This is a genomic window from Stenotrophomonas sp. YJH_SMC_106-19, from assembly GCF_059368375.1.
The window spans coordinates 170,536-193,577 of record NZ_JCAFRQ010000001.1 but is presented as its reverse complement, the minus strand read 5'-3'; the positions used below and the strand labels follow the sequence as shown (position 1 = coordinate 193,577).

General features: G+C 68.0%; 21 protein-coding genes. 10 read left to right on the top strand and 11 right to left on the bottom strand.

What is annotated here, in order from left to right; all coding sequences use genetic code 11:
• Positions 1-10 precede the first annotated feature (10 nt).
• Positions 11-994, bottom strand: a complete 984-nt coding sequence (locus tag AC5P5M_RS00860; RefSeq protein ID WP_065182916.1) for a hypothetical protein — start codon at positions 992-994, stop codon at positions 11-13.
• A 138-nt stretch (positions 995-1,132) separates the two neighbouring features.
• Here AC5P5M_RS00860 and AC5P5M_RS00855 point away from each other — a divergent pair, with 138 nt between their 5' ends.
• Positions 1,133-2,095, top strand: coding sequence for a DUF2268 domain-containing putative Zn-dependent protease (locus AC5P5M_RS00855; RefSeq protein ID WP_053515484.1), 963 nt, complete (start codon positions 1,133-1,135; stop codon positions 2,093-2,095).
• A gap of 30 nt (positions 2,096-2,125) precedes the next feature.
• Positions 2,126-2,917, top strand: a complete 792-nt coding sequence (locus AC5P5M_RS00850; RefSeq protein WP_495205475.1) for an SGNH/GDSL hydrolase family protein — start codon at positions 2,126-2,128, stop codon at positions 2,915-2,917.
• A gap of 45 nt (positions 2,918-2,962) precedes the next feature.
• On the opposite strand, the gene AC5P5M_RS00845 is transcribed toward AC5P5M_RS00850, so the two are convergent.
• Complete coding sequence (locus AC5P5M_RS00845; RefSeq protein ID WP_495205474.1) at positions 2,963-3,508, bottom strand: thioesterase family protein; 546 nt, start codon at positions 3,506-3,508, stop codon at positions 2,963-2,965.
• Between the two features lie 68 nt (positions 3,509-3,576).
• Here AC5P5M_RS00845 and AC5P5M_RS00840 point away from each other — a divergent pair, with 68 nt between their 5' ends.
• Both AC5P5M_RS00840 and AC5P5M_RS00835 read left to right on the top strand, forming a co-directional pair.
• The gene (locus AC5P5M_RS00840; RefSeq protein ID WP_263174963.1) at positions 3,577-4,158 is read left to right on the top strand and encodes a TetR/AcrR family transcriptional regulator; all 582 of its coding nucleotides are present in this window, start codon (positions 3,577-3,579) and stop codon (positions 4,156-4,158) included.
• 44 nt (positions 4,159-4,202) lie between these two features.
• The gene (locus AC5P5M_RS00835; protein ID WP_065182888.1) at positions 4,203-4,583 is read left to right on the top strand and encodes a VOC family protein; all 381 of its coding nucleotides are present in this window, start codon (positions 4,203-4,205) and stop codon (positions 4,581-4,583) included.
• A 154-nt stretch (positions 4,584-4,737) separates the two neighbouring features.
• Here AC5P5M_RS00835 and AC5P5M_RS00830 read toward each other — a convergent pair whose 3' ends face one another.
• The 6 genes from AC5P5M_RS00830 to hutI form a co-directional block, all read right to left on the bottom strand.
• Positions 4,738-6,846 carry a TonB-dependent receptor family protein gene (locus tag AC5P5M_RS00830; protein WP_476341108.1) on the bottom strand — a complete coding sequence of 703 codons (2,109 nt, stop codon included), beginning with the start codon at positions 6,844-6,846 and terminating at the stop codon, positions 4,738-4,740.
• 149 nt (positions 6,847-6,995) lie between these two features.
• A complete protein-coding gene (locus AC5P5M_RS00825; protein ID WP_495205473.1) occupies positions 6,996-8,429 on the bottom strand; it encodes a serine hydrolase domain-containing protein in 1,434 nt (477 codons plus the stop codon).
• Between the two features lie 139 nt (positions 8,430-8,568).
• Entirely contained in the window at positions 8,569-10,236 is a 1,668-nt protein-coding gene (hutU, locus tag AC5P5M_RS00820) for a urocanate hydratase (protein WP_065182885.1), read from the bottom strand.
• Entirely contained in the window at positions 10,233-11,087 is an 855-nt protein-coding gene (hutG, locus tag AC5P5M_RS00815) for an N-formylglutamate deformylase (protein ID WP_065176028.1), read from the bottom strand. The genes hutU and hutG overlap by 4 nt, the downstream gene beginning before the upstream one ends.
• Positions 11,084-12,625, bottom strand: coding sequence for a histidine ammonia-lyase (gene hutH, locus AC5P5M_RS00810; protein WP_494531930.1), 1,542 nt, complete (start codon positions 12,623-12,625; stop codon positions 11,084-11,086). Before hutH ends, hutG begins: the two co-directional genes overlap by 4 nt.
• The gene (gene hutI / locus AC5P5M_RS00805; RefSeq protein WP_495205472.1) at positions 12,622-13,845 is read right to left on the bottom strand and encodes an imidazolonepropionase; all 1,224 of its coding nucleotides are present in this window, start codon (positions 13,843-13,845) and stop codon (positions 12,622-12,624) included. Before hutI ends, hutH begins: the two co-directional genes overlap by 4 nt.
• 67 nt (positions 13,846-13,912) lie before the next feature.
• Between hutI and AC5P5M_RS00800 the strand changes: the two genes are divergently transcribed.
• Together AC5P5M_RS00800 and hutC are read left to right on the top strand one after the other, a co-directional pair.
• Positions 13,913-15,283 carry a formimidoylglutamate deiminase gene (locus AC5P5M_RS00800; RefSeq protein WP_495205471.1) on the top strand — a complete coding sequence of 457 codons (1,371 nt, stop codon included), beginning with the start codon at positions 13,913-13,915 and terminating at the stop codon, positions 15,281-15,283.
• A 27-nt stretch (positions 15,284-15,310) separates the two neighbouring features.
• Positions 15,311-16,039: a histidine utilization transcriptional repressor HutC gene (hutC, locus tag AC5P5M_RS00795; RefSeq protein ID WP_053515504.1), complete on the top strand. Its 729-nt coding sequence runs from the start codon at positions 15,311-15,313 to the stop codon at positions 16,037-16,039.
• A gap of 24 nt (positions 16,040-16,063) precedes the next feature.
• Here hutC and AC5P5M_RS00790 read toward each other — a convergent pair whose 3' ends face one another.
• The 3 genes from AC5P5M_RS00790 to AC5P5M_RS00780 all read right to left on the bottom strand — a co-directional run bounded on the left by AC5P5M_RS00790 (position 16,064) and on the right by AC5P5M_RS00780 (position 18,153).
• A complete protein-coding gene (locus AC5P5M_RS00790) occupies positions 16,064-17,068 on the bottom strand; it encodes a restriction endonuclease (protein WP_495205470.1) in 1,005 nt (334 codons plus the stop codon).
• A 237-nt stretch (positions 17,069-17,305) separates the two neighbouring features.
• Complete coding sequence (locus AC5P5M_RS00785; RefSeq protein ID WP_053515508.1) at positions 17,306-17,797, bottom strand: phasin family protein; 492 nt, start codon at positions 17,795-17,797, stop codon at positions 17,306-17,308.
• Between the two features lie 80 nt (positions 17,798-17,877).
• Complete coding sequence (locus tag AC5P5M_RS00780; protein WP_053515509.1) at positions 17,878-18,153, bottom strand: polyhydroxyalkanoic acid system family protein; 276 nt, start codon at positions 18,151-18,153, stop codon at positions 17,878-17,880.
• A 124-nt stretch (positions 18,154-18,277) separates the two neighbouring features.
• On the opposite strand from AC5P5M_RS00780, the gene AC5P5M_RS00775 reads away from it, so the two are divergent.
• The 4 genes from AC5P5M_RS00775 (at position 18,278) to aroA (ending at position 22,970) form a co-directional block, all read left to right on the top strand.
• Entirely contained in the window at positions 18,278-19,081 is an 804-nt protein-coding gene (locus AC5P5M_RS00775; protein WP_065176024.1) for an FHA domain-containing protein, read from the top strand.
• Between the two features lie 162 nt (positions 19,082-19,243).
• Positions 19,244-20,329: a 3-phosphoserine/phosphohydroxythreonine transaminase gene (serC, locus tag AC5P5M_RS00770; protein ID WP_053515512.1), complete on the top strand. Its 1,086-nt coding sequence runs from the start codon at positions 19,244-19,246 to the stop codon at positions 20,327-20,329.
• 52 nt (positions 20,330-20,381) lie between these two features.
• Complete coding sequence (gene pheA, locus AC5P5M_RS00765; RefSeq protein WP_053515513.1) at positions 20,382-21,578, top strand: prephenate dehydratase; 1,197 nt, start codon at positions 20,382-20,384, stop codon at positions 21,576-21,578.
• A 75-nt stretch (positions 21,579-21,653) separates the two neighbouring features.
• Complete coding sequence (aroA, locus tag AC5P5M_RS00760; RefSeq protein ID WP_495205469.1) at positions 21,654-22,970, top strand: 3-phosphoshikimate 1-carboxyvinyltransferase; 1,317 nt, start codon at positions 21,654-21,656, stop codon at positions 22,968-22,970.
• The last annotated feature ends 72 nt before the right edge of the window (positions 22,971-23,042 follow it).

Here is a 23,042-nt window from a genome sequence, read left to right as displayed (position 1 = left end):
GCATCCGCGCTCACGCCAGTGGCAGGCGGTCCTGCGCGTGCGAAAGGCGATCATGCAGGTCGCGCACATGCTCGGCCCTGGCATGTACCCGGGTGGTGTCGCCGAAGCTGCGCAGATAGGCGCAGGCAGCGAAGCCGTCACTCTTGCTTTCATACTCCGTAATCCAGGCCAGTCGGTCCGGATTGTCGGCCTGCTCGGCCGACCACGCGGCGGCGGGCGGGCGGATGCGGTACTTCAGGCCGACACGCCATGGTTTCGGTGTCAGCCGGGCCCGGAAGCAGTGCTGCAGCCGGCACATGCGCGCGTACAGCGTGTCGGTGCCCAGTGCGTTGAAGAACGCCTGCAGCGCCTCGTCGCCGGGGGAGAACGTGGCATGCATGGCCAGTATCCGCAGCCCGGCCGGCGTCCGGTACGCGCGCAGATGCCAGTCCGGGTGCTGCCTGCTGAAGTCCGCAACCCGCTGCAGGGCCACGCCCTCGGCGCCACCGGCAGCGGCCAGGCGACGCCTGCGTTGCATCAGCATCGCGGTATTCACCAGAGCCACGGCTGCCACGCCCAGTACCAGCCCCACCAGCCAGTGCCAGAGCAGGGTGCCGATGAGGGCAACGGCAGGCAGCAGGGTTGCCGTGATGACGACGGGCATCACACATCCTGCCGGTGGTTGCGGGTGGTCAATGTCGGCGAACAGGACGTCCGGAGTGTTCAGGCACAGCGCACCGTAGCTGTTGCGGGTGATCACCACGCCGCCATCGCGCTGCACGATCTGCTCGCGGATCGGCACGCCTTCCACGCCGTAGTTGCTGCGGACCTCGCGGCGCGGCAGTGCCTGCCCGGCGAGGATGGCATTGAGCGCTTCGTTGGCCCGGCGCTCGGCGTGTGCCTGAGCGTCGGCCGGGCTTGTGTCGGACCATCCGAAGCGACGCACGACCACCGGCCGGCCGCGGAAACGGGCCTGCAGGCGGGCTTCGGCCCAGTACGCGGGAACGATCATCATCGTGCGGTGCGCCATCATCCATGGCAGATGCCGAGGTGAGTCTGGCACAGGGGCGTAACGGCCGCACCCGCCTGCTGCGGCGAGGCCGGCGCAGTGATAGATTGCCTGCCTGGCATTGTCTCCACCAAGGACGGATCGATGTTCGTTTCCCTGCGTGGCCTGCTTGCCCTGGCGCTGGCCGGGACGGCCGGCGTGGCCCATGGTGCAGCGCCCGGGCCCGAGATCCTGATTTCCGACGCCAGCCGCTTCTATGCCCTTTACGACACAACCGATGGCCAGCCCAGCGTGGCGCAGCTGGCGCAGTACCTGGCCGAAGGGACCCCCAGCCTGGGCGAGTTCGCGAGCCGGCGACGGGTCACCGCCGAGCGCATCGCCGACGCCATGCGTCGTGACCCGGCGATGTACGCCAACGGCCGGACCTGCCTGGATGAACTGCCTGCGGTACGCCAGCGGCTGGTGCAGGTGTTCGCCAATCTGCAGGCGATCTATCCGCAGGCGAGGTTTCCACCGGTCGCGATCATGGTCGGTCGCGGCCGACCGGTCGGCCTGACCCATCCGGGGGGCGTGCTGATCGGGCTGGAAGCCCTTTGCGCGGCTGACTTCATGAACCCCAACGTGCAGGACCGCTTCGTGCATGTGATCGCGCACGAGTACGTGCACATCCAGCAGACCGGTGCGATCGATTTCGAGCAGGGCGATCCGCGCGCGACGGTGCTGCGCCTGTCACTGGCCGAAGGCGTGGCCGAGTTCATCACCGAACTGGTTTCCGGCAACGTCGGCAACGGACGCCACGCGGCATGGACGCGGGGCAGGGAAGTGCATATCGAAAGTGCATTCGCGCTGGACCTGGACAGTACCGACCTGTCGCCCTGGCTGTACAACTACACGCCCGGTTCCGACGCGCCCTACGATCTGGGCTACTGGGTGGGCTACCGCATCGCCAAGGCGTACTACCTGCAGGCCAGGGACAAGCGCGAAGCGGTGCGCGCCCTGATCGAACAGGACGATCCGAAGGCGATTCTGGCGGCCAGTGGCTGGACGCCGGGCATGTGGATGCCGGCGAAGGTGACTGGCGTGGCCGCGCGCGCTGCGGCACGCTGAGTGCGGAATAGAACGCTACGGGAGATCGGCATGCGCATTCCTGCTTTGACAGCTGGCGCCATCGCGCTGGCATTGGCGATGACCGGCGGCGTGAGCGCGGCCGAGGCACCCGCCATCAACCCGTTGCTGACACGGCCAGTGGAGCAGCTGCGGCCGGACGAAGTCCGTTTCATGCAGCAGCGTCTGGCGGATTGGCCACAGCTGCAGCGCTATCGTGACGCCAACGCAGCACTGCCTGCTGCCCGGCCCGGAAAGCCACGCGTGGTGTTCTATGGCGACTCGATCACCGAGGGCTGGGGGGCTGAGGGCAGTGCCGCCTTCTTCCCCGGCAAGGGGTATCTCAATCGTGGCATCGGGGGCCAGACCACGGCGCAGATGCTGGTTCGCTTCCCGCAGGATGTGCTTGCGCTGCATCCCCAGGTGGTGGTGATCCTGGCCGGCACCAACGATATCGCCGGCAATACCGGCCAGGCCACGCAGGCAATGATCGAGGACAACGTGCAGGCGATGGTGGCGCTGGCGAAAGCGCAGGGCATCAGCGTGGTGCTGGCCTCGGTGCTGCCGGTCAGCGAGTACCCCTGGATGCCTGGTATCGAGCCCGCCGCGAAGGTGCGTGCATTGAACCGTGCACTGAAACGCCATGCCGACGAACAACAGCTGGTCTACCTGGACTACCACACGCCGTTGGCCAACGCGCAGGGCGGTCTGGATGCCGACCTGGCCGGCGACGGCGTGCATCCCACCACGAAAGGCTACGCGGTGATGGCACCGCTGGCCGAGGCTGCGATCAACCAGGCACTGGCGAGGCGCGCCGCCCGGTGATGGTCGGCAGGACCATGCCGCAGGTCGGGCTGTGCTGGTGGGAACTCAGTCGTCGTCGCGCTTCAGCGCAGCGTCGGCAGCCAGCAGAGCTTCGGCGGCGGCGCTGAATGCGGGGGAGGGCGGCAGCGGCGAACCGATGGCGTCCATCATCTGCTGCATGCCCACGAATGCGCGCGCGCGGCGATCATAGATGCCGGTGACCAGCAGGGCGCGCGTGGCGATCTTCTGGCCGTCGCCGACCAGCACGCGCTGCTCCATGATCACGCGCGTGCCGACCCAGCCGGCCAGGCGTGTTTCCAGGGTGAAGCGCTGGAATGGCCGGAGCTCGCGGCGGAACTGGATGGTGCCGGCGCCGACGATCGGCGCCCATTTCTCGCGCAGCGCCACCTTGCCCAGGCCCATGCGCAGGATCAGGTCCAATCGGCCCAGATCGAAGATGTTCCAGTAGCGGCCGTTGGTCATGTGCAGGTTGCTGTCCAGATCGTTGGGCAGCACCCGGAACTGCAGCCGCGACACGCCGAAAGGCGCCTCCAGCCTGGGCCGGAACAGACTGCACAGCAGCAGATGGAGCAGGCGGAACCAGAGATTCATGATTATTACGAGTGTTATAGAATCGACGGTACGCTAGTCTATGGCGACTGTCTTAGCAAGGCGCAGCCATGAGTCCGCGAACGTCCGACGCTCCCCAGCGCGTGATCGATGCCGCCGCGCAGATGCTGGCTCGGGTCGGGCTGAATGCAACCAGCATCCGTGAAGTGACCAAGCTGGCCGACGCGCCGCTGGGTTCCACCTACCATCACTTTCCCGGCGGCAAGCAGGAGCTGCTGGCGCGAGCCACGCTTATGGCCGGCGACAAGGTGGAAGCGCTGCTGGTGGCGCTGCTGAACGGCGGCGCAGTGCAGGGCCTGCAGCAGTTTCTGGCGATGTGGCGCGAGCGCCTGCTGCGCTCCGGGTTCCGCGCGGGTTGCCCGGTGCTGGCCGCTGCCGTTGAGGAGCCGATGGACGCGGTGCCGAGCCAACCCCGCGCGGCAGCTGCCGAGGTGTTCGCGCGCTGGCACGATCATCTCGCCAGGGCGCTCGTCGCCGAAGGACATGCGCCAGCCGCTGCGGGTGAGCTGGCCAGCCTGGTGATTGCCAGCGTGGAAGGCGCGGTGGCGATGTGCCGCGCGCTGCAGGATATCGCTCCGTTTGACCAGGTCGCCGCGCAGCTGCTCAGGGCTGTCGCGCCACCTGCGCGCTAGAATCAACGCGAACGCGCTGCTGCGTGCCCGGCAAGGACGTCCACATGTTGCACCACCTCTCCCTCGGCGTCCGTGACCTCGATGCCGCAGGCCGCTTTTACGATGCCGCACTCGCCACGCTTGGGTTTCGCCGGGTCTTCGAGGACGAGACCGCGATCGGTTATGGGGTGGTCGATGATGAGGATGCGCTGTGCCTGAAGCTGCGTGATGACGCCGCAGCGCCGGGTCCCGGTTTCCACGTAGCGTTTGCCGCGGACTCGGCAGCGGCCGTGGATGCCTTCCACGCAGCCGCCGTGGCCAACGGGGGCGCTGACAACGGTGCGCCCGGGCCGCGCCCCGATTACGGTGACTTCTACTACGCGGCGTTCGTGGTCGACCCCGATGGCCATCGCATCGAAGCGGTGACCAAGGCGCGGCCGGAGTGACGCAGCCAGGTGTTTCGGCGCCCGCACGCTGACAAGCACAAGCGCACGCAGCAGCTCACGCCAGCGATGGTTCGCGCGGTGGGACGCTGCCGGGTACGTCGTCGAAGTGGCTGAAACGACGACGCCGGATCACACCCGGCGCCGCCCGGGGCGATCAATCGAAACGCCAGCGCACGCCTGCATAGATGCCCCGGCCTTCGCCAGGCGTGGAGCGGGCGACATCCTTGCCGGCGTCGTCGTAGCCCGGCGTGACCGTGGCCGCGTAGTGGCGGTTGCCGAGGTTGCGCATCTCCGCCCACGCCTGCCAGCGGCCACCGGGTGCGTCGTAGCCGATGCGGCTGCCGAAGATCACGTGGCTGTCGGCCCAGTAGCTGTTGGCGTAGTCCACCGCGATGCGCGAGGCGTATTCGGTGTTCAGCGCGGCGTACAGGCCGGAGGCATGATCGAAGCGCAGCTCGGCCTGGTAGCTGTGGCGCGGCAGGCCCGGCAGGCGGTTGCTGCCGAAGCGCGCGTCGTGGCGGTAACGGAAATCACTGAAGGTGTACGCTTGGCGCAACGACAGGCGCCCCGGCGCGGCCTGCCACAGCGTGCTGTCCAAACCGGCTTCGATGCCGCGGTGAACGGTGGGGCTGGCGTTGTTTTCTGCGATGAACAGGTTCGGCACCGGTTGCAACTCCACGCTCAGCAGCTCGTGGTTCACGTGCGCGTAGTAGCCGGTCAGTTCCCAGCGACCCAGCGCCGCGTTACCGCGCGCGCCCAGTTCCAGCGTGGTGGCGGTCTGGTTCTGCATCGGCACCGGCGCGCGCTGGCGCCCGCTGGACGGTCCGTTGCCCGGCCCGAAGTATTGGTTCGAGCCCCAGATCATCGACCATGGATGCGGCGCTTCCACCGAGCGGCTGAGGTTGCCGAACCACTGGGTCTGCGCGCTGTGCTGCCAGGTGAAGCCCAGTCGCGGTGCGTAGTCCCAGTCGTGGTTGCGCAGGCGGCCGCCGCTGCTCGGCCAGGTCACCTGCACATCGCGGCGGGTGTTGATCAGTGCCAGCCCGGTCTGCATGCGCAGGCGGTCATTGAAGGCGAGGGTATTGCTGACGTGCAGTGTGCTGTCGGTGCCGTGGTGGCGGAAGTCACGCGTGCGCGTACCGGCGGCATAGCCGTTGCTGGCAAAGCGCAGCGACTCGCGCACATCGGCGTCCAGATCGTGGGTGACGCGTAGACCGATCGTGGTTTGGCTGTCCAGGCCGAACAGCCGGTGGCGGTGGTGGTAGTCCAGCGTGGCGTTGAGGTTGGCGTAGTCCAGCTGCTGGCGGTACAGGCTCTCGTTCAAGTCCATCGGATACGTGTGATAGACCAGCCCGGCCTGCAGCGAAGAATCCTCGTCGATCTGCAGCGTGGTGACATTACCGACCCAGGTACTGCCCGGCTGCGGGCGGCGCGCATCGATGGCCAGGTTGGCCGCGTTCGCCGCATGCGGATCGTTGCGGATCTGATCGCGGGTCAGGCGACCGGGCGTTTCGTGATTGGTTTCGCGGTAGCGAACGAAGAAACGCGTCTGCAGGTCGGGCGTGATCTGCCAGCCGAGGTTGGCCATCGCGCCCTTGCCGTCGCCGCGCGCATGGCGCTGATAACCATCGAACTCGGTATCGGTGTAGGCCAGGAAGTAATCGAGATCGCCGTTGACACCGCCCCAGCTGATGCCGCGTTTCTGGTAGCCACGGCTGCCCGCTTCGTAGTGCAGCTGCACGCCGGCCGAATCACGGCCGCTGCGGCTTACATAGTCGATGGCACCGCCCAGCGCCAGCGCGCCGCGCTCGAAGCCGTTGGCGCCGCGCAGCACCTCTACCCGCGACAGCCACAGCGGTTCCAGCAGTTCGTAGGGCGTGCCGCCGGGGCCGGTCAACGGCAGGCCGTCGATCGATACGGCGATGCCCGAGGCATGTGCGCCCGGGCCGCGATTGATGCCCGAGCCACGGATCGAGACCTTGGTGCCTTCGTTGCCGGGCGATTGCGCACTGATGCCCGGCTGGAAGGCGAGTACATCGGCACTGCTGGCCAGTCGGCTGTCGGCCTTGGCCACGTCGATGACGTTGCTGGCGCCGGGCACGCGCTTGAGCGCCTCGCGGGCCTGGGCGCTGGCATCGGCCGCAGTGACCTGCACGGCATCAAGGGTGGTGGCCTGCGGAGCGGCCTGGGCGGTTGGGGCCAGGCCAAACGAGACGGCCAGGAACAGCAGCGACGGGGTAGGGCAGTACGGCGCGAGCGACATGCGGAAATGCTGTAAACCACGAAAGTGGCGCGCAAGTTAACAGGTCGACGGCGCCACGTCACCCATCACCGGCGTATGGGGCTGGTGCACCTGTAGAGCCGAGCCCATGCTCGGCTGCTTTTTTTACGGAGCCGAGCATCGGCTCGGCTCTACAAAGACGGTTTCGCCAGCGCCTTCGACTTCGCATACAGCCGCTCTGCGACATCCTTCTCACCCAATGCCGCATGACACTCGGCCAGGCTGTCCCACACATTGGCCGAATCCGGATACAGCTCGGTGGTGAGTGCAAATACCTTCAACGCCGTGCGCGCGCCCAGGCTCTCGCGGATGCCATAGCCATCGCTGTTGATCGCACGTTCCAGCTCGCTGCCGGTGACGCCGTGGTCGTCGCGCAGCCAGGCCCGCATTGCCTGTGCAGCCCCTGCGTCATCGTCCAACGCATAGGCAATCAGGCGTTCGGACAGCGCAGCGTGCGGAAACACCTTCGGTGCGGCCACCGCCATCGTGCTTTCCACCAGCGTGCTCGACCACACGTTGCGCGCGCTGCCGTTGGTCAGATACACGAACACCCAGTAGCCGCTGGCCAGCGTGCCCTTGTAGGCCAATCGCGCACGTACACGGGTGCCACCATCGTGACCGACCTGGGTGTAGCCGTCGCTGCGGGTGGTGTCCCAGCCGGTGGAGAAGAAATTGCCGCCGCCACCGCTCAGTCTCTGCGGCTGCCAGAGTCTTTCCAGGGTCGCCGTGCGCAGCAGCTTGCCGGTGGCCAGCGCCTGCAGGAAACGGTTCATGTCGCCCACGCTGGTCTGCAGATCGGCATGGCCCCAGCCGTAGTCCGGCCACGGATCTTCGTTGGCCGGCTGCAGCTGCCCATCCTTGCCGATGTACGGCACGGCCGCGCGCAGGGCTGGCACGCTGGCGACACCCCACGAGGTGCTGGCCATCTTCAACGGCTGCAGGATGCGTTCGCGGGCGATCGCCGGGTAGGGCCTGCCGTAATGCGTTTGCAGCAATGCGGTCAGCACCAGATAGTTGGCCTGCGTGTACTGCACGCGGCTTCCGGTGGCGAACTGCATCGGTGCCGCGCCGGCCACCTTCAGTGCAGCGGCAAGATCTGGCGCCACACCGGTGTAGCCCTTGCTCACCCAGCGGTTGTCCACCCGCTCGTAGTACTCGCCGATACCGGAGCTGTGGTTGAGGAAATCACGCACACGGATCGCCTGCCATGCTGCGGGCAAGTCCGGCACGTAGCGGCTGGCGGGTGCATCCAGATCCACCTTGCCCTCATCGACCAGCTGCATCACCAGCGTGCTGGTCAGCAGCTTGGCCATCGACTGCGCGGCGAAGATGGTATCGACGGTGGCCGGTGAATGGGTAGCGGGATCACGTTCACCGCTGGCGCCTTGGTACAGCACCTGGCCGTTGTGTGCGACCAGTACCGCCTGGCCGGCGATGCCATAGCGTTCGCGGTTGGCCTGCAACTGCGCATCCATCCGGGTCGGAAGATCGTTGCGAACATCCCCCGCCAGAGCAGGCAGGGCAACGGTCAAGGCACAGAAGAGCGCGGCAAGGGCGCGGTACATCGCGATGATCCGTCAGTGGCGATGGCGCATCTTGGTCAGCGGCGGGGGCGGGGTCAAGCGCATGGCGCCGGGCCATGCCCGGGATTGCAGGTACCGTGCCGGTAGCGCCGGGCCATGCCCGGCGACACCCGGGTCACGATCAGCCCAGAATTCCCGGCAGATCCAGCCCCTTCTCCTTCGCGCACTCGATCGCGATGTCATACCCCGCATCGGCGTGGCGCATCACGCCGGTGGCCGGGTCGTTCCACAGCACACGACCGATGCGCTTGGCGGCCGCCTCGGTGCCATCGCAGACGATGACCATGCCGGCGTGCTGCGAGAAGCCCATGCCCACGCCGCCGCCGTGGTGCAGCGATACCCAGGTCGCACCGCTGGCGGTGTTGAGCAGCGCGTTCAGCAGCGGCCAGTCGGAGACTGCGTCGGAACCGTCGGCCATGGCTTCGGTTTCGCGGTTCGGCGAAGCGACGCTGCCGCTGTCCAGGTGGTCGCGGCCGATCACCACCGGCGCCTTCAGCTCACCGTTGGCGACCATTTCGTTGAAGGCCAGCCCCAGCCGATCGCGGTCACCCAGGCCCACCCAGCAGATGCGCGCCGGCAGACCCTGGAACTTGATCTTCTCGGCGGCCATGTCCAGCCAGCGGTGCAGGTGCGGGTTGTCCGGAATCAGTTCCTTCACCTTGGCGTCGGTCTTGGCGATGTCTTCCGGATCGCCACTCAGCGCGGCCCAGCGGAACGGGCCGATGCCGCGGCAGAACAGCGGACGGATATAGGCCGGGACGAAGCCGGGGAAATCGAAGGCATTGGCCACGCCTTCTTCCAGCGCCATCTGCCGCAGGTTATTGCCGTAATCGACGGTCGGCACGCCCAGTGCGTGGAAGCCGAGCATGGCGCGGATGTGGTTGGCCATCGAGGCACGCGCGGCCTTTTCCACTTCCTTCGGCGCGGAAACCCGCTTCTCGTCCCATTGTTCGACGGTCCAGCCCTGCGGCAGGTAGCCGTTCACCGGGTCGTGCGCGGAGGTCTGGTCGGTCAGCAGGTCCGGCTTCACGCCGCGCTTGAGCAGTTCGGCGAGTACATCGGCAACGTTGCCGAGCAGGCCCACCGATTTCGGCGTGCCCGCCTTGCAGGCTTCATCGATCAGGCGCAGGGCTTCGTCCAGGTTGTCGGTCCAGGTGTCCAGGTAGCCGGTGCGCAGGCGCATGTCGATGCTGCTCCTGCGGCACTCGACCGCCAGGCAGGAGGCACCCGCCATCACTGCCGCCAGCGGCTGCGCGCCGCCCATGCCGCCCAGGCCGCCGGTGAACAACCACTTGCCGGTGAGATCGCCGCCGAAGTGCTGGCGGCCCATTTCCACGAACGTCTCGTAGGTGCCCTGCACGATGCCCTGGGCGCCGATGTAGATCCAGCTGCCGGCGGTCATCTGGCCGTACATGGCCAGGCCCTTCTTATCCAGCTCGTTGAAGTGGTCCCAGTTGGCCCAGCGCGGCACCAGGTTGGAGTTGGCGATCAGCACGCGCGGCGCATCGGCATGCGTGCGGAACACGCCCACCGGCTTGCCCGACTGCACCAGCAGGGTCTGGTCATCGTCCAGGCGCTTGAGCGTTTCGACGATGGCATCGAAGCTCTCCCAGTCGCGCGCGGCGCGGCCGATGCCGCCGTACACCACCAGTTCCTGCGGCCGTTCGGCCACGTCCGGATGCAGGTTGTTCATCAGCATGCGCAGCGGTGCTTCGGTCAGCCAGCTCTTGGCGTTGAGCGTGGTGCCGGTCGGTGCGGCAAGGGTGCGGGACGGGTCGTTGCGGGTCATGCGGCGCTCCGGTTCGTAGCAAATTCAAGGCAGGCATTGAGCACCTGCGCCAGGGTGTGGCGCAGCGGTGCGGCGTGGTCGGGGTCGAGCGGGGTGGGCCAGCTGTGCTCGTCCACCTGGTCCGGCAGGGGTTCGTGCATGTAGCCGCGACAGGCCAGCTCCATCTGCAGGCTGTGCACGCCGCCGGCCACGTTGCTGTAGTGGCGGGTGATCCAGCCGCCCTTGAAGCGGCCGTTGCGCACCTGGCTCATGCCGCTGATCTTCAGCAGGTTCTCCACCACGTCGCTCAGTGCGTTGTCGCAGGAGGTATCCGGTGCGCCGGACGGACCGGCGGTGCCGAGATTGAACTGCGGCAGTTCACCGTCGAACAGGTGTGGAATGTGCGAGCGGATCGAGTGCGCGTCATACACCACCACCGTGCCGTGACGTGCGCGCAGCCGCGCGATCTGCGCGGCCAGCGCGTCGTGGTAAGGCGCGAAATAGGTGTCCCGACGGCGCGCGATCTCCGCTTCGTCCGGCTCGCGCCCGGCGTGGTACAGCGGCTGGTTGTCGAAGGTGGTCAGCGGGCACAGGCCGGTGGTGTTCTGGCCCGGGTACAGCGATACCCCGCTGGGATCGCGGTTGAGATCGATCACCGAACGCGAGATCGCCGACCGCACGGTGGTCGCGCCCATGCCGCGTGCGAAGTCGTACAGTTCGTGCACCCACCAGTCGGCGTCGCGACGCGCCAGCCATGGCGAGTGATAGTCGCCGATCAGATCGTGCGGCAGCTCGCTGCCGGTATGCGGGAAGCTGACGATCAGCGGGGCATCGCCCTCGTGCACCGTCAGCCATTCGGGGTGGGCATTCATGCCTGCGGCTCCACGGTCGGCAGGACAGCTTCCAGGCCCCGTGCCAGCGCGCCGCTGCGCACGAGCGAGGTGGCAACCACCATGTCCGGGTGGAAGTAGCGGTCGTCCTGCAGGGTCGGCACCTGCGCGCGCAGGGTGGCGCGTACGTTCTCCAGTGCAGCGCTGGAGCGCAGCGGCGCATGGAAGTCACAGCCCTGTGCGGCGGCCAGCAGCTCGATGCCGATCACATTGGCCGCGTTCTCGGCCATCTGCATCAGTCGGCGCGCACCGTGTGCGGCCATGGACACGTGGTCTTCCTGGTTGGCCGAGGTGGGGATCGAATCCACACTGGCCGGATAGGCCCGCTGCTTGTTCTCGGACACCAGCGCGGCGGCGGTCACCTGCGGAATCATGAAGCCGGAATTCAGGCCGGGGCGCGGGGTCAGGAAAGCCGGCAGGCCGGACAGTGCCGGATCCACCAGCATGGCCAGGCGGCGTTCGCTGATCGAACCGATCTCGCACACCGCCATCGCCAGCATGTCGGCCGCGAAGGCCACCGGCTCGGCGTGGAAGTTGCCGCCGGACAGCGCCTCGCCGCTGTCGGTGAACACCAGCGGATTGTCGGACACGCCGTTGGCTTCGATTTCCAGCGTGGTGGCGGCCTGGCGCAGGATGTCCAGTGCCGCACCCATCACCTGCGGCTGGCAGCGCAGGCAATACGGATCCTGCACCCGCACGTCGTTGTCGCGATGCGATTCACGGATGCCCGAGTCCTGCATCAGCGTGCGCAGCGTGGCGGCCGTGGCGATCTGTCCGCGCTGGCCACGAATGGCATGGATGCGCGGATCGAACGGTGTATCCGATCCCTTTGCCGCTTCCACCGACAGTGCGCCGGTGACCAGCGCGGCCTGGAACACGGTCTCGATTTCGAACAGGCCGGCCAGTGCATAGGCGGTGGAGAACTGGGTGCCATTGAGCAGGGCCAGGCCTTCCTTTGCGCCCAGTTCAACCGGCTGCAGGCCGGCCCGCGCCAGTGCGTCCCGGGCCGGCAGCCGCTCATCGCCGATGAAGGCTTCGCCCACGCCCAGCATCACGCTGGCCAGGTGCGAAAGCGGTGCGAGGTCACCCGATGCGCCGACCGAGCCCTGCGCCGGCACCACCGGCAACACGCCCTTGACCAGCATCGCCTCCAGCAGCAGCAGCGTCTCCTCGCGCACACCGGAAGCCCCCTGGGCCAGGCTGACCAGCTTCAGCGCCATCATCAGCCGCACCACGCTGGCGGGCATCGGCTCACCCACGCCTGCGGCGTGCGAAAGAACAATGTTCCGCTGCAGCGTGGCCAGGTCTTCGCGCTCGATGCGCACGCTGGCCAGCTTGCCGAAGCCGGTATTGATGCCGTACACCGGCGCACCCTTGGCGACGATGGCCGCCACGGCGGCGGCACTGGCGCGTACCACCGGCAGCGCCGCCGGATCCAGCGCAAGCGGCGCACCGCGATAGACCTGTCGCCACTGGGCGAGGGTGACATGGCCGGGGCGAAGAACCAGGGTGTTGCTCATGTGTTGCTCCAGGAGGCAGGCAGGTCGGGCTGACCGCGCACCACGCGCGCGTGCAGCGGGTTGAATCCAATGCGGTAGACCAGGTCGGCGGGCGCGTCGATGTCCCAGATCGCCAGGTCGCAGTCCATGCCCACGGCCAGGCGCCCGATGCGGTCGCCATGGCCCAGCGCACGCGCTGCTTCGCGGGTGAAGCCGGCGATGCACTCGTCCACCGTCAGGCGGAACAGGGTCGCGCCCATGTTCATCGCCAGCAGCGGGCTGGTCAGCGGCGAGGTGCCCGGGTTGCTGTCGGTGGCCAGTGCCAGCGGCACACCCGCTGCACGCAGCGTGGCAATCGGCGGCGGGGTGGTATCGCGGGTGAAATAGAACGCGCCCGGCAGCAGCACGGCAACGGTGCCGGCCGCCGCCATCGCGGCGATGCCGGCGTCATCCAGATGTTCGATGTGATCGGCCGACAGCGCGCCGAAGCCGGCGGCAAGCTCTGCGCCGTGCTGGTTGCTCAACTGCTCGGCATGGATCTTCACCGCCAGTCCGTTCGCGCGTGCGGCGTCGAACACCTGCCGCGCCTGCGCAGGGGAGAAGGCGATGTTCTCGCAGAACACGTCCACGGCTTCGGCCAGGCTCTCGGCCGCGATGGCCGGAATCATCACGTCGCAGACCTCGTCGATGTACTCCTGCGCCTGGCGGCCCGGGGGAACCGCATGGGCGCCCAGGAAGGTCGGCACCACATTCACCCGGCATTCCTCGCCCAGCGCGCGTGCGACCTGCAGCTGCTTGCGCTCGTCGTCCAGGGTCAGGCCGTAGCCGGACTTGATCTCGATCGTGGTCACGCCCTCGGCGCGCATCGCCAGCAGGCGAGGACGGCTCTCGGCGGCAAGCTGGGCTGGCGTTGCGGCGCGGGTGGCGCGCACGGTGGAGACAATGCCGCCGCCCGCGCGGGCGATGTCGGCATAGCTCACACCTTGCAGGCGCTGCTCGAATTCGTTGGCGCGGTTGCCGGCGTAGACCAGGTGGGTGTGGCAGTCGATCAGGCCGGGCGAGACCCAGCGGCCTTCGCCGTCGATGCGGGTGGTCGGCTGCAGATGGGCATCGCTGCCGGCCGGGCCGACGTGGACGATGCGGCCGCCCGCGCAGGCCAGCACGCCGTCACGGAGGACACCCAGGCCCTCACCGTCGAGGGTGATCAGATGGACGTTGGACCAGAGGATATCGACATGCATGGCATCCACACTGCGGCTGTGCTTATATGTCTATACAATATAGGTGTCCATTTCGGGTTGTCCAGCCATGTCCGATTCGCGTTCCCCGTCCTGTTTCCATGCCGCCCACGCGCTGCTCGCCGATGGCTGGGCCCGCGATGTCCGCCTGCAGGTGCAGGCGGGGCGCATCGCCGCGATCGATGTGGGGCAGCCCGCGCAGGATGGGGATGCCCGGGTCGGCATCCTGGTGCCGGGCCTGCCGAACCTGCACAGCCATGCGTTCCAGCGCGGCATGGCCGGCCTGACCGAGATCGGGGGCGGCGACGGCGACAGTTTCTGGAGCTGGCGCGAACTGATGTACCGCTTCCTTGCCCGCCTGCGCCCGGACGCAGTGCAGGCCATCGCTGCCCAGGCATACATGGAGATGCTGGAAAGCGGCTTCACCCGTGTCGGCGAGTTCCATTACCTGCACCACGATGCGGAGGGGCGGCCCTACGCCGACCGGGCCGAGATGAGTGCACGTATTGCCGCAGCCGCGGCACAGACCGGCATCGGCCTGACCCTGCTGCCGGTGTTCTATGCCCACGCCGATTTCGGTGGTGCAGCGCCGAACCCGGCCCAGCGTCGGCTGATTCACGACGTGGACGGTTTTGCGCGGCTGCTGGAGGGTGCCCGTGCTGCGCTGGCTGCGTTGCCCGATGCGGTGCTGGGCATCGCCCCGCACAGTCTGCGGGCCGTCACCGGCGATGAACTGGCAGCACTGCTGCCGTTGAACGAGGGCCCGGTGCACATCCACATCGCCGAGCAGGTGCGCGAAGTCGACGCCTGCCTGGCGTGGAGTGGACAGCGTCCCGTGCAGTGGCTGTACGCGCACACCGAGGTGGACGCTCGCTGGTGCCTGGTGCACGCCACCCACATATCCGATGACGAGCGCGCCTCCATCGTCGCCAGCCGGGCCGTCGCCGGCCTGTGCCCGATCACCGAAGCCAATCTGGGGGATGGCCTGTTCCCGATGCAGGCGTTCGCACGCGAAGGCGGGCGCTTTGGCGTGGGGTCCGATTCCAACGTGCTGATCGATGCGGCCGAGGAACTGCGCCTGCTCGAATACGGCCAACGCCTGGCGCTGCGCGGGCGCAACGTGCTGGCTGCCGATGCCAGCCGCAGCAGCGGCAGATTCCTGTTCGAGGGCGCGCTGCACGGCGGCGCACAGGCGTTGGGTGTGGCCGCAGGTCTGCAGGTCGGGGCCAGTGCCGACCTGCTCGAACTGGACGCCGCACACCCCGCGCTGCAGGCGCGACGGGATGACGCATGGCTTGACAGCTGGGTGTTCGCCGCACGTAATGGCGCGCTGCGATCGGTCTGGCGCCATGGCCGCCAATGCGTGGCCAAAGGCCGCCACCTCCAGCGCGAGGCGATCACCACCGCCTTCGCTACCGCCCTGCGCGGCGTGCTGGGCTGATCGCTTCCCGCCATCGAGACCTGTCACGTGAAGGCCAGCAAGTCCGCCACGCTCAACCAGCGCATCCGCAGCGACCTGGAAAGCCGCATTCTCAGCGGAGAGTGGGCGCCGGGTTTCCGCATCCCCTATGAGCACGAACTGATGGAGCAGTACGGCTGCTCGCGGATGACCGTCAACAAGGTGCTGACCGCGCTGGCCGAGAGCGGCATGATCGAGCGTCGCCGCCGGGCCGGTTCGTTCGTCGCCCGGCAGCCACCGCATCTGGAACAGGTGGCGCTGGAGATTCCGGACATCGCGATGGAGGTCGGCTCGCGTGGCCACCAGTACGGGTACCGGCTGCTGCAGCGCGAGCTGCGCCTGGCCGACGCCGGCAATGCCGGTGAAGTGGAGCTGGCCGGCAGTGAAATGCTGCTGGCGATGCGCTGCCTGCATCTTGCCGACGGCCGCCCGCTGGCGCTGGAGCATCGGTTGATCAGCCCGGTGGGTGTACCGGAGGTGCTGGAGGTGGACTTCAGCACCACCGCGCCGGGCAGCTGGCTGCTGCAGAACGTGTCCTGGACCCGGGCCCAGCACCGCATCAGCGCGTGGGGTGCGGACACGGCGTCTGCCCGCCTGCTGGACGTGAAGCCGGGCACCGCCTGCCTGGTGATCGAACGCCTGACCTGGCGGGGCGAACAGCCCATCACCCGCGTGCGCCAGGTGTTCCTCGGCGATGCCTGGGATCTGGTGGCCCGCTTCGCGCCCGGCGCGCGCTAGCGCGCACGCTTCCGCGCGTTCAGATCAATACGTCGCGCACTGCCGCCAGCGCACCGGCTCATCCACGCCGGGGCGGGCATTGAGCTGCACGCGCACCGTGCGCAGCGCGGGGTAGCGCAGGACCTGCGTGCAGACGCGCGGCCATACATCGTCAAGTTCGCCGGTGCGGTTGATCGCCAGGGTCTGCCGGGTCAGCCAGACGCCGCTGGCAATGCCGGGCTGGCCAGCCAGCGCCCGGGCCAGATCCGCCTGGTAACGGTCAAGGGTCGCCATATCCGGGTTGGGATCGCTGTGGCCATCGTCTGCCGGCGTGGAAACGGCAGCAGCAGGCGCCGCCGCTGCCGGTGCGGGCGCCTGGGAGACAGCGGCAGGCGCCGCGGCGTCGATGTCGGCGGAGGCAGGGGCGGTCACCGCCTGCGGCGCCGGTGACGCCAGGTGCAGGCCCTGCAGGCCGAGGCCGACCAGCAGGCCGACGGTTACCGAGGCCAACGCGGCAATGGCGATGCGACGCAGGGCCTCGTGGCGCGCAGCGGCGCGCACGCGCGCATCGATGTCGGCCGGCAGATAGGGCTGCAGCAATGGCCACAGGCGCGGGCCGTCCAACACCTCCACGGCCTGCAGCTCGGCGGCACTGCGGCCATCGCGCTGGATCCGGCCTTCGGTGATCAGCACGCCGCCCTTGGCCCCGGCCAGCCGCGCTGCCGCGCCCAGTTCGTTCACCGCAGCGGTACCGATACGATAGGCCAGGCCATGCTTGCAGGACACCCGCCAGGTATTGGGGCCATCGCTGAGCAGGAAATCGCTACTGGGCTCGCGGGCATCCTCGGCAGGGACCTCCAGTTCGCGCAGGCCGCGCTGCTCGCGCAGCATCCGCTTGACCAGCGCGGAGAACTCCCGCCAGTGCATGCCGGCCAAGGCCTGCAGGCCCAGTTGCATCTCCTTCTGCCGCCGCTTGATCCACCACAGGTGAACGACGGCCAGGGAACAGATAAGCAGGGCCGACAGCAGGGCCAGAATCCAGGGAAGCATGCAGGGAGAGCGCGGAAGGGGCGAAAACGGAAGCAGACAGTGTAAAGCGCGCACTGCCTGGCAGGGTCAGGACGTTCCCCACAGCAAGCGTGATGGAACGCTCAGATCGGCGTTCCGCAGGCACGAAAAACCCGCCAATCCTGAAGCCGTGAGGGGAGGGAACAAACGGCAGGCGAAGCGATTGGCGGGTTGCTCGCGATTGTCAGGCAAATTTTATTGCATTGCAACAATCCATCGTCAGGGCACGCTGCCCGGCGACTGGTGGCTGCCCGGGGCCGGCGCATCGCTGCCCGAGGCCGCCCGCGTCTCCAGCTTGGCCAGGCGCGCATGCAGGGCGTCCAGGCGTGCCTCCAGCGCGGTGAGCTCGTCGGCGGTGGGCACATGCAGGCGCTTGAGCACGCCCTGCACCTGGTCGTCGAAGGCCTTTTCGACCTTGTTCCAGGTGCCCGAGGCCTTCTCGCGCGCCTCATCCAGCGAGGACTCGACGTTGTCGCGCCATCCCGGGCCCTGCTCGCTGGCGCGCTCACGGCGGCGGGCCTCCCAGGCCTCGCCTTCCTTCACCAGTCCATCGAAGAAACGGCTGCCTTCGGCCTGTGCCCGGCCCAGCGCACCCAGTCCGGCCAGCCAGACCTGCTGGGCCGAATCGCTCAGCTTGCGTGAGAAGCGTCCGGCCTGTTCACCAAAGGTGGCGTCGTCGTCGCGGCGGTCGTCGTTTTCGTAGCGGTTCATCGCACTTCCCGTGGGAGTTGGACCTGCCCCGAGAGTAGCGCGCGCCGCCGTTGCAGGGCCGTGACGGCCGCTGTCGTGGTTCAGCCCAGCTTTTCCTTCAGCACGCGCTGGATTTCGCTTTCGACCATGCCTTTCATTGCCGACAGCAGGAAGCCGAGCTTGGCGGTCACCCGCACGGCGCCCGGCTGCAGCTCGATCGCGCCGTCCACGCCGCTGCCGGAGAAATTCAGCACATCGGCGCTCCACGAGGACTTCAGGCCAAAGCGCTCGGCCAGCTTGGCGGCAACCTGTTCGATCGCCTCGCGCGCCTGTGCGTCGGGCAGGGCGTGGGCGTGGCGGACATCGATGGTGGACATGCAGGCTCCTGGCGCAGGGCGGGGTGATCAGAGAGGGCGAGCATTGTGCGCATCGATCGCGTCCGCGCCAAGCGCTCATCCGGGGTTCTTCTTCGATGCCGGCCAACCTGCTAGGCTGCGCCGCGTGCAGAACCTGCTTGTTCACTTCAGTCAACAACAACAGCCCGACCAGCCGCTGCGGCCCGGGGTGCAACGCATCGTGCGCCATGCCAACGGCAGCGTGCGGCTGGGCGAAGCAGGCAACGGCGCGTTGCTGCTGGCGCAGTTCTGCATGGATGATCGCGGCCTCTGGCTCCAGGTCGGCAACGGCATCCGCGGCATCCATGTCAACGGCCGTCCGGTACGGCGCATGGCGCTGCTGCGCGCCGGCGATGCGGTGTATGTCGATGGCGTGGAAATGGTCCTGCGGGGCGAAGCCGAGAGCCTGCTGCAGGCGCCGTCACCGGACGGCGAAGATGCCGGCGACGAGCAGCGCCTGCTGCGGGGCGTCGGTGGCCTGCACCATGGCCGCAGTTTCACCTTGTCGCGCGCCCGCGTGATCGGCCGCGGCACCGAGGCCGACATCGCCATCGACGATCCGGCGTTCGCCGAACAGCACGCGCGCGTGGAAGTGCACGGCGATCGCGTCCTGCTGCGTGACCTGGGCAGCGCCGATGGCACCTGCGTCAACGGGGTGGCCGTGCGCCACTGCTGGCTGCAGCCGGGCGACCAGGTGGTATTCGATGGCCAGCACCGTTTCGTGCTGGAAGTGCCGCGTGATCCGCGCCGGCGGCCGCTGGCGGCCGAGGATGAGTCCAGCCACGAGGCCGAACGGGCGCCTGCCGAGCCCCTTCCTCCGCGCCGGGTCCGCCGCTGGCCGTGGCTGCTGGTCAGCGCACTGCTGCTGGCTGCGCTGCTCAGCCTGCTGCTCTGGTTCGGCGCGCGCTGAGCCTGTCGTCTCCGTGCTTCGGGCAGGCGCCGGCCCAGGTCGGCGACTACCGGTGCAGTGCCGCGGGCGATGGATTCCGATGAAACCAAATTTCCCTTGCCGCGCAAGGCCGCAAGGCTGGTGCACTGCGGCATACTAGGGATCTTGCCCCACAGGTGTGACATGACGCGCGCGTTCAACTTCAGTGCCGGCCCTGCAACCTTGCCGGAATCGGTCCTGCGCCAGGCGCAGGCGGAAATGCTGGACTGGCACGGTACCGGCGCCTCGATCGTGGAAATGAGCCATCGCGGTGCGGAATTCATGTCCGTCGCCGCCGAGGCCGAGGCGGACCTGCGCCGCCTGCTCGACATTCCCGAGGACTACGCCGTGCTGTTCCTGTCCGGCGGCGCCACCACCCAGCAGGCGTTGATCCCGCTGAATTTCGCAAGCCCCGGCCAGCGTGCCGACTACGTGGTCAGCGGCCACTGGGGCAGGACGGCGGTCAAGCAGGCCGGCCCCTATGTGGACGTCAACATCGCTGGCAGCAGCGAGGACGGGGGCTACCGCGAGCTGCCCGCGCGCAGCAGCTGGCAGCTTTCGCCCGATGCGGCCTATGTGCACATCACCGCCAACGAGACCATCCACGGCGTCGAGTTCCGTGACGTGCCCGATACCGGCGATGTGCCGCTGGTGGCCGATTTCAGTTCGTCCATCGCCAGCGAACCGCTGGATGTGCGCCGCTACGGCGTCATCTACGCGGGCGCGCAGAAGAACCTGGGCCCGGTCGGCATCGCGGTGATGATCATCCGTCGCGACCTGCTGGAGCGCAGTGGCCAGCCGCGCGCGGACATCTTCGACTACCGCTCGCACGTGGCGCGCGACTCGATGCTCAACACCCCGCCCACCTGGAACTGGTACCTGGCGGGGCTGGTGTTCAAGTGGATGCTGGCTGAAGGCGGCGTGGCCGAGTTCGCCCGGCGCAATGCGGCCAAGGCCGCGCTGGTGTACGGCGCCATCGATGCGTCCGGCGGCTTCTATCGCAATGAAGTCGCGCACGCGGCGCGTTCGCGGATGAACATCCCGTTCTTCCTGCCCAACGCCGACCTCGATGCGCGTTTCGTCGCCGAGGCCAAGGCCGCCGGGCTGCTGGCGCTGAAGGGTCACAAGGTGGTCGGCGGCATCCGTGCTTCGCTGTACAACGCCATGCCGCTGGCGGGTGCGGAGGCGCTGGTCGCCTTCATGGCCGACTTCCAGCAGCGCTACGGCTGAGCAATGAACGGCGCGCACCGTCGGGTGCGTGCCCACGCAACAGGGAATTTCGATGGCAAGCAAATCCAGCAAGAAGGCGCCGAAGCAGGCCGCACCGGCCAAGGACAGCGCTGCGTCCAAGGGCACGTCCAAGGCCAGGGCTGCATCGACGCCGGCCCCCACCCAGGCGCCGCTGGCACTGGCCGACGTGCGTTCGAAGATCGACCAGATCGACCGCGACATCCAGCGCCTGATCGCCGAGCGCGCGCAGTTCGCCCACCAGGTCGGCAAGGCCAAGGGCAAGCTTGCCGCCGCCGTCGATTACTACCGCCCCGAGCGTGAAGCACAGGTGCTGCGCATGGTGGTGGACCGCAATGAAGGCCCGCTCAGCGATGAAGTGCTGGTGCACGTCTATCGCGAGATCATGTCGGCCTGCCTGGCCCAGCAGGAGCCATTGAAGATCGGCTACCTCGGCCCGGAAGGCACCTTCAGCCAGCAGGCCGTGCTCAAGCATTTCGGTCGCTCGGCGCTGGGCCTGCCGTTGGCCAGCATCGAAGAAGTCTTCCAGGAAGTGGAAGCGGGCAACGCCGATTTCGGCGTGGTGCCGGTGGAGAACTCGGGGCAGGGCACCATCCAGATCACCCTGGACATGTTCCTGACCTCCAACCTGAAGATCTGCGGCGAAGTGGAACTGCGCGTGCAGCAGTACCTGATGTCGCGCAGCGGCCGCATCGAGGACATCGAACGCGTCTACGGCCACCCGCAGTCGTTCATGCAGACCTCGGCGTGGATGCGCGCCAACCTGCCGAAGGCCGAGAAGATTCCGGTCTCCAGCAACGCCGAAGGCGCACGCCGCGCGCGCAACGCCGACGATGCGGCGGCCATCGGTGGCGAAAGTGCCGGCCACGTGTACGGCCTGAAGAAGGTGGTGACCAAGCCGATCCAGAACGATGCCGACAACACCACCCGTTTCCTGGTGGTGGGCCGCAACATCTTCCCGACCTCCGGCCATGACCGCACCTCGGTGCTGGTCTTCATCCATGACAAGCCGGGTGCGCTGTTCGACGTGCTCAGTCCGTTCGCACGCCACGGCATCAGCATGAACCGCATCGAGTCGCGGCCTTCGCACCACGGCAAGTGGGAGTACGGCTTCTTCATCGACCTGGCCGGCCACATCGACGACGCGCCGATGCAGGCCGCGCTGGCCGAACTGGAAGCACACTCAGCGCAGATCAAGGTCCTCGGCTCCTATCCGGTGGCCGTGCCCTGATGCCTGCCGCGGTGGCCGCGGCCACCGCCCCTTGATGCACCGCCGGCCCGCCGGCGTCTACGGAATGATCGAACGATGAGCAACGCGCAACACTGGATCGCCCGCAAGGGCCAGCCGCTGCAGGGCAGCCTCACCATTCCCGGCGACAAGTCGGTTTCGCACCGTTCGGTGATGTTCGCCGCGCTGGCTGAGGGCACCTCTCACATCGAGGGTTTCCTGGAAGGCGAAGACACCCGCGCCACCGCGCGCATCTTCAGCCAGCTGGGCGTGCGCATCGAAACCCCCAGCCCGTCGCAGCGCATCGTCCACGGCGTCGGCATCGATGGCCTGCAGGCGCCCAGTGCAGCGCTGGACTGCGGCAACGCCGGCACCGGCATGCGCCTGCTGGCGGGCCTGCTGGCCGGGCAGTCGTTCGACTGCACCCTGATCGGCGACGAATCGCTGTCCGGCCGGCCGATGCGCCGTGTCACCGGCCCGCTGTCGCAGATGGGGGCGAAGATCGATACCCAGGACGATGGTACGCCGCCGCTGCACGTGCATGGTGGCCAGGCACTGCACGGCATCGCGTTCACCTCGCCGGTGGCCAGCGCGCAGATCAAGTCGGCCGTGCTGCTGGCAGGCCTGTACGCACAGGGCGAAACCAGCGTCGTCGAACCGCACCCCACCCGCGACTACACCGAGCGCATGCTGTCCGCGTTCGGCGTGCAGATCGAGTTCTCGCCGGGCAAGGCGCGCCTGCACGGTGGCCAGCGCCTGCGTGCCACCAACATCGCGGTGCCTGCCGATTTTTCCTCGGCAGCGTTCTTCCTGGTGGCCGCCAGCATCATTCCCGGCTCCGAGCTGCGCCTGAAGCAGGTGGGCCTGAATCCGCGTCGCACCGGCCTGCTGCATGCACTGCGGCTGATGGGGGCGGACATCACCGAAGAAAATCCAGCCGAGCAGGGCGGCGAGCCGGTCGCTGACCTGGTGGTGCGCTACGCGCCGCTGAAGGGCGCGCGCATTCCCGAAGCGCTGGTGCCGGACATGATCGATGAATTCCCGGCACTGTTCGTCGCCGCCGCCGCCGCCGAAGGCAAGACCGTGGTGAGCGGCGCAGCAGAGCTGCGGGTGAAGGAGTCGGATCGCCTGGCAGCGATGGCCACCGGCCTGCGCGCGCTGGGCATGCAGGTGGATGAAACCGAAGACGGCGCGACCCTGCATGGCGGCACGCGTCTGGGCAGCGGCACCATCGAAAGCCACGGCGACCATCGCATCGCCATGGCCTTTGCCATTGCCGGCCAGATCAGCGACGGCGAAGTACGGATCAACGACATCGCCAACGTGGCCACCTCGTTCCCCGACTTCGACGGCCTGGCACGCAGCGCCGGATTCAATCTCTCAGATCATCGGTAGTGCCCGGCCAGGCCCGCCGAATCGGTAGCGCCGGGCCATGCCCGGCGAGCAGGCATCAGACGTGCAGATAAA

Excerpts from the sequence above, each read along its gene's own strand:
- AC5P5M_RS00800 (WP_495205471.1), top strand. The coding sequence starts at position 13,913 with ATGTCCGATTCGCGTTCCCCGTCCTGTTTCCATGCCGCCCACGCGCTG.
- pheA (WP_053515513.1), top strand. The coding sequence starts at position 20,382 with ATGGCAAGCAAATCCAGCAAGAAGGCGCCGAAGCAGGCCGCACCGGCC.
- serC (WP_053515512.1), top strand. The coding sequence starts at position 19,244 with ATGACGCGCGCGTTCAACTTCAGTGCCGGCCCTGCAACCTTGCCGGAA.
- AC5P5M_RS00830 (WP_476341108.1), bottom strand. The coding sequence starts at position 6,846 with ATGTCGCTCGCGCCGTACTGCCCTACCCCGTCGCTGCTGTTCCTGGCC.
- AC5P5M_RS00790 (WP_495205470.1), bottom strand. The coding sequence starts at position 17,068 with ATGCTTCCCTGGATTCTGGCCCTGCTGTCGGCCCTGCTTATCTGTTCC.
- AC5P5M_RS00850 (WP_495205475.1), top strand. The coding sequence starts at position 2,126 with ATGCGCATTCCTGCTTTGACAGCTGGCGCCATCGCGCTGGCATTGGCG.
- AC5P5M_RS00780 (WP_053515509.1), bottom strand. The coding sequence starts at position 18,153 with ATGTCCACCATCGATGTCCGCCACGCCCACGCCCTGCCCGACGCACAG.
- aroA (WP_495205469.1), top strand. The coding sequence starts at position 21,654 with ATGAGCAACGCGCAACACTGGATCGCCCGCAAGGGCCAGCCGCTGCAG.
- hutH (WP_494531930.1), bottom strand. The coding sequence starts at position 12,625 with ATGAGCAACACCCTGGTTCTTCGCCCCGGCCATGTCACCCTCGCCCAG.
- AC5P5M_RS00785 (WP_053515508.1), bottom strand. The coding sequence starts at position 17,797 with ATGAACCGCTACGAAAACGACGACCGCCGCGACGACGACGCCACCTTT.
- hutG (WP_065176028.1), bottom strand. The coding sequence starts at position 11,087 with ATGAATGCCCACCCCGAATGGCTGACGGTGCACGAGGGCGATGCCCCG.
- AC5P5M_RS00860 (WP_065182916.1), bottom strand. The coding sequence starts at position 994 with ATGATGATCGTTCCCGCGTACTGGGCCGAAGCCCGCCTGCAGGCCCGT.
- AC5P5M_RS00835 (WP_065182888.1), top strand. The coding sequence starts at position 4,203 with ATGTTGCACCACCTCTCCCTCGGCGTCCGTGACCTCGATGCCGCAGGC.
- hutI (WP_495205472.1), bottom strand. The coding sequence starts at position 13,845 with ATGCATGTCGATATCCTCTGGTCCAACGTCCATCTGATCACCCTCGAC.
- AC5P5M_RS00840 (WP_263174963.1), top strand. The coding sequence starts at position 3,577 with ATGAGTCCGCGAACGTCCGACGCTCCCCAGCGCGTGATCGATGCCGCC.
- hutU (WP_065182885.1), bottom strand. The coding sequence starts at position 10,236 with ATGACCCGCAACGACCCGTCCCGCACCCTTGCCGCACCGACCGGCACC.
- AC5P5M_RS00825 (WP_495205473.1), bottom strand. The coding sequence starts at position 8,429 with ATGTACCGCGCCCTTGCCGCGCTCTTCTGTGCCTTGACCGTTGCCCTG.
- AC5P5M_RS00855 (WP_053515484.1), top strand. The coding sequence starts at position 1,133 with ATGTTCGTTTCCCTGCGTGGCCTGCTTGCCCTGGCGCTGGCCGGGACG.
- AC5P5M_RS00845 (WP_495205474.1), bottom strand. The coding sequence starts at position 3,508 with ATGAATCTCTGGTTCCGCCTGCTCCATCTGCTGCTGTGCAGTCTGTTC.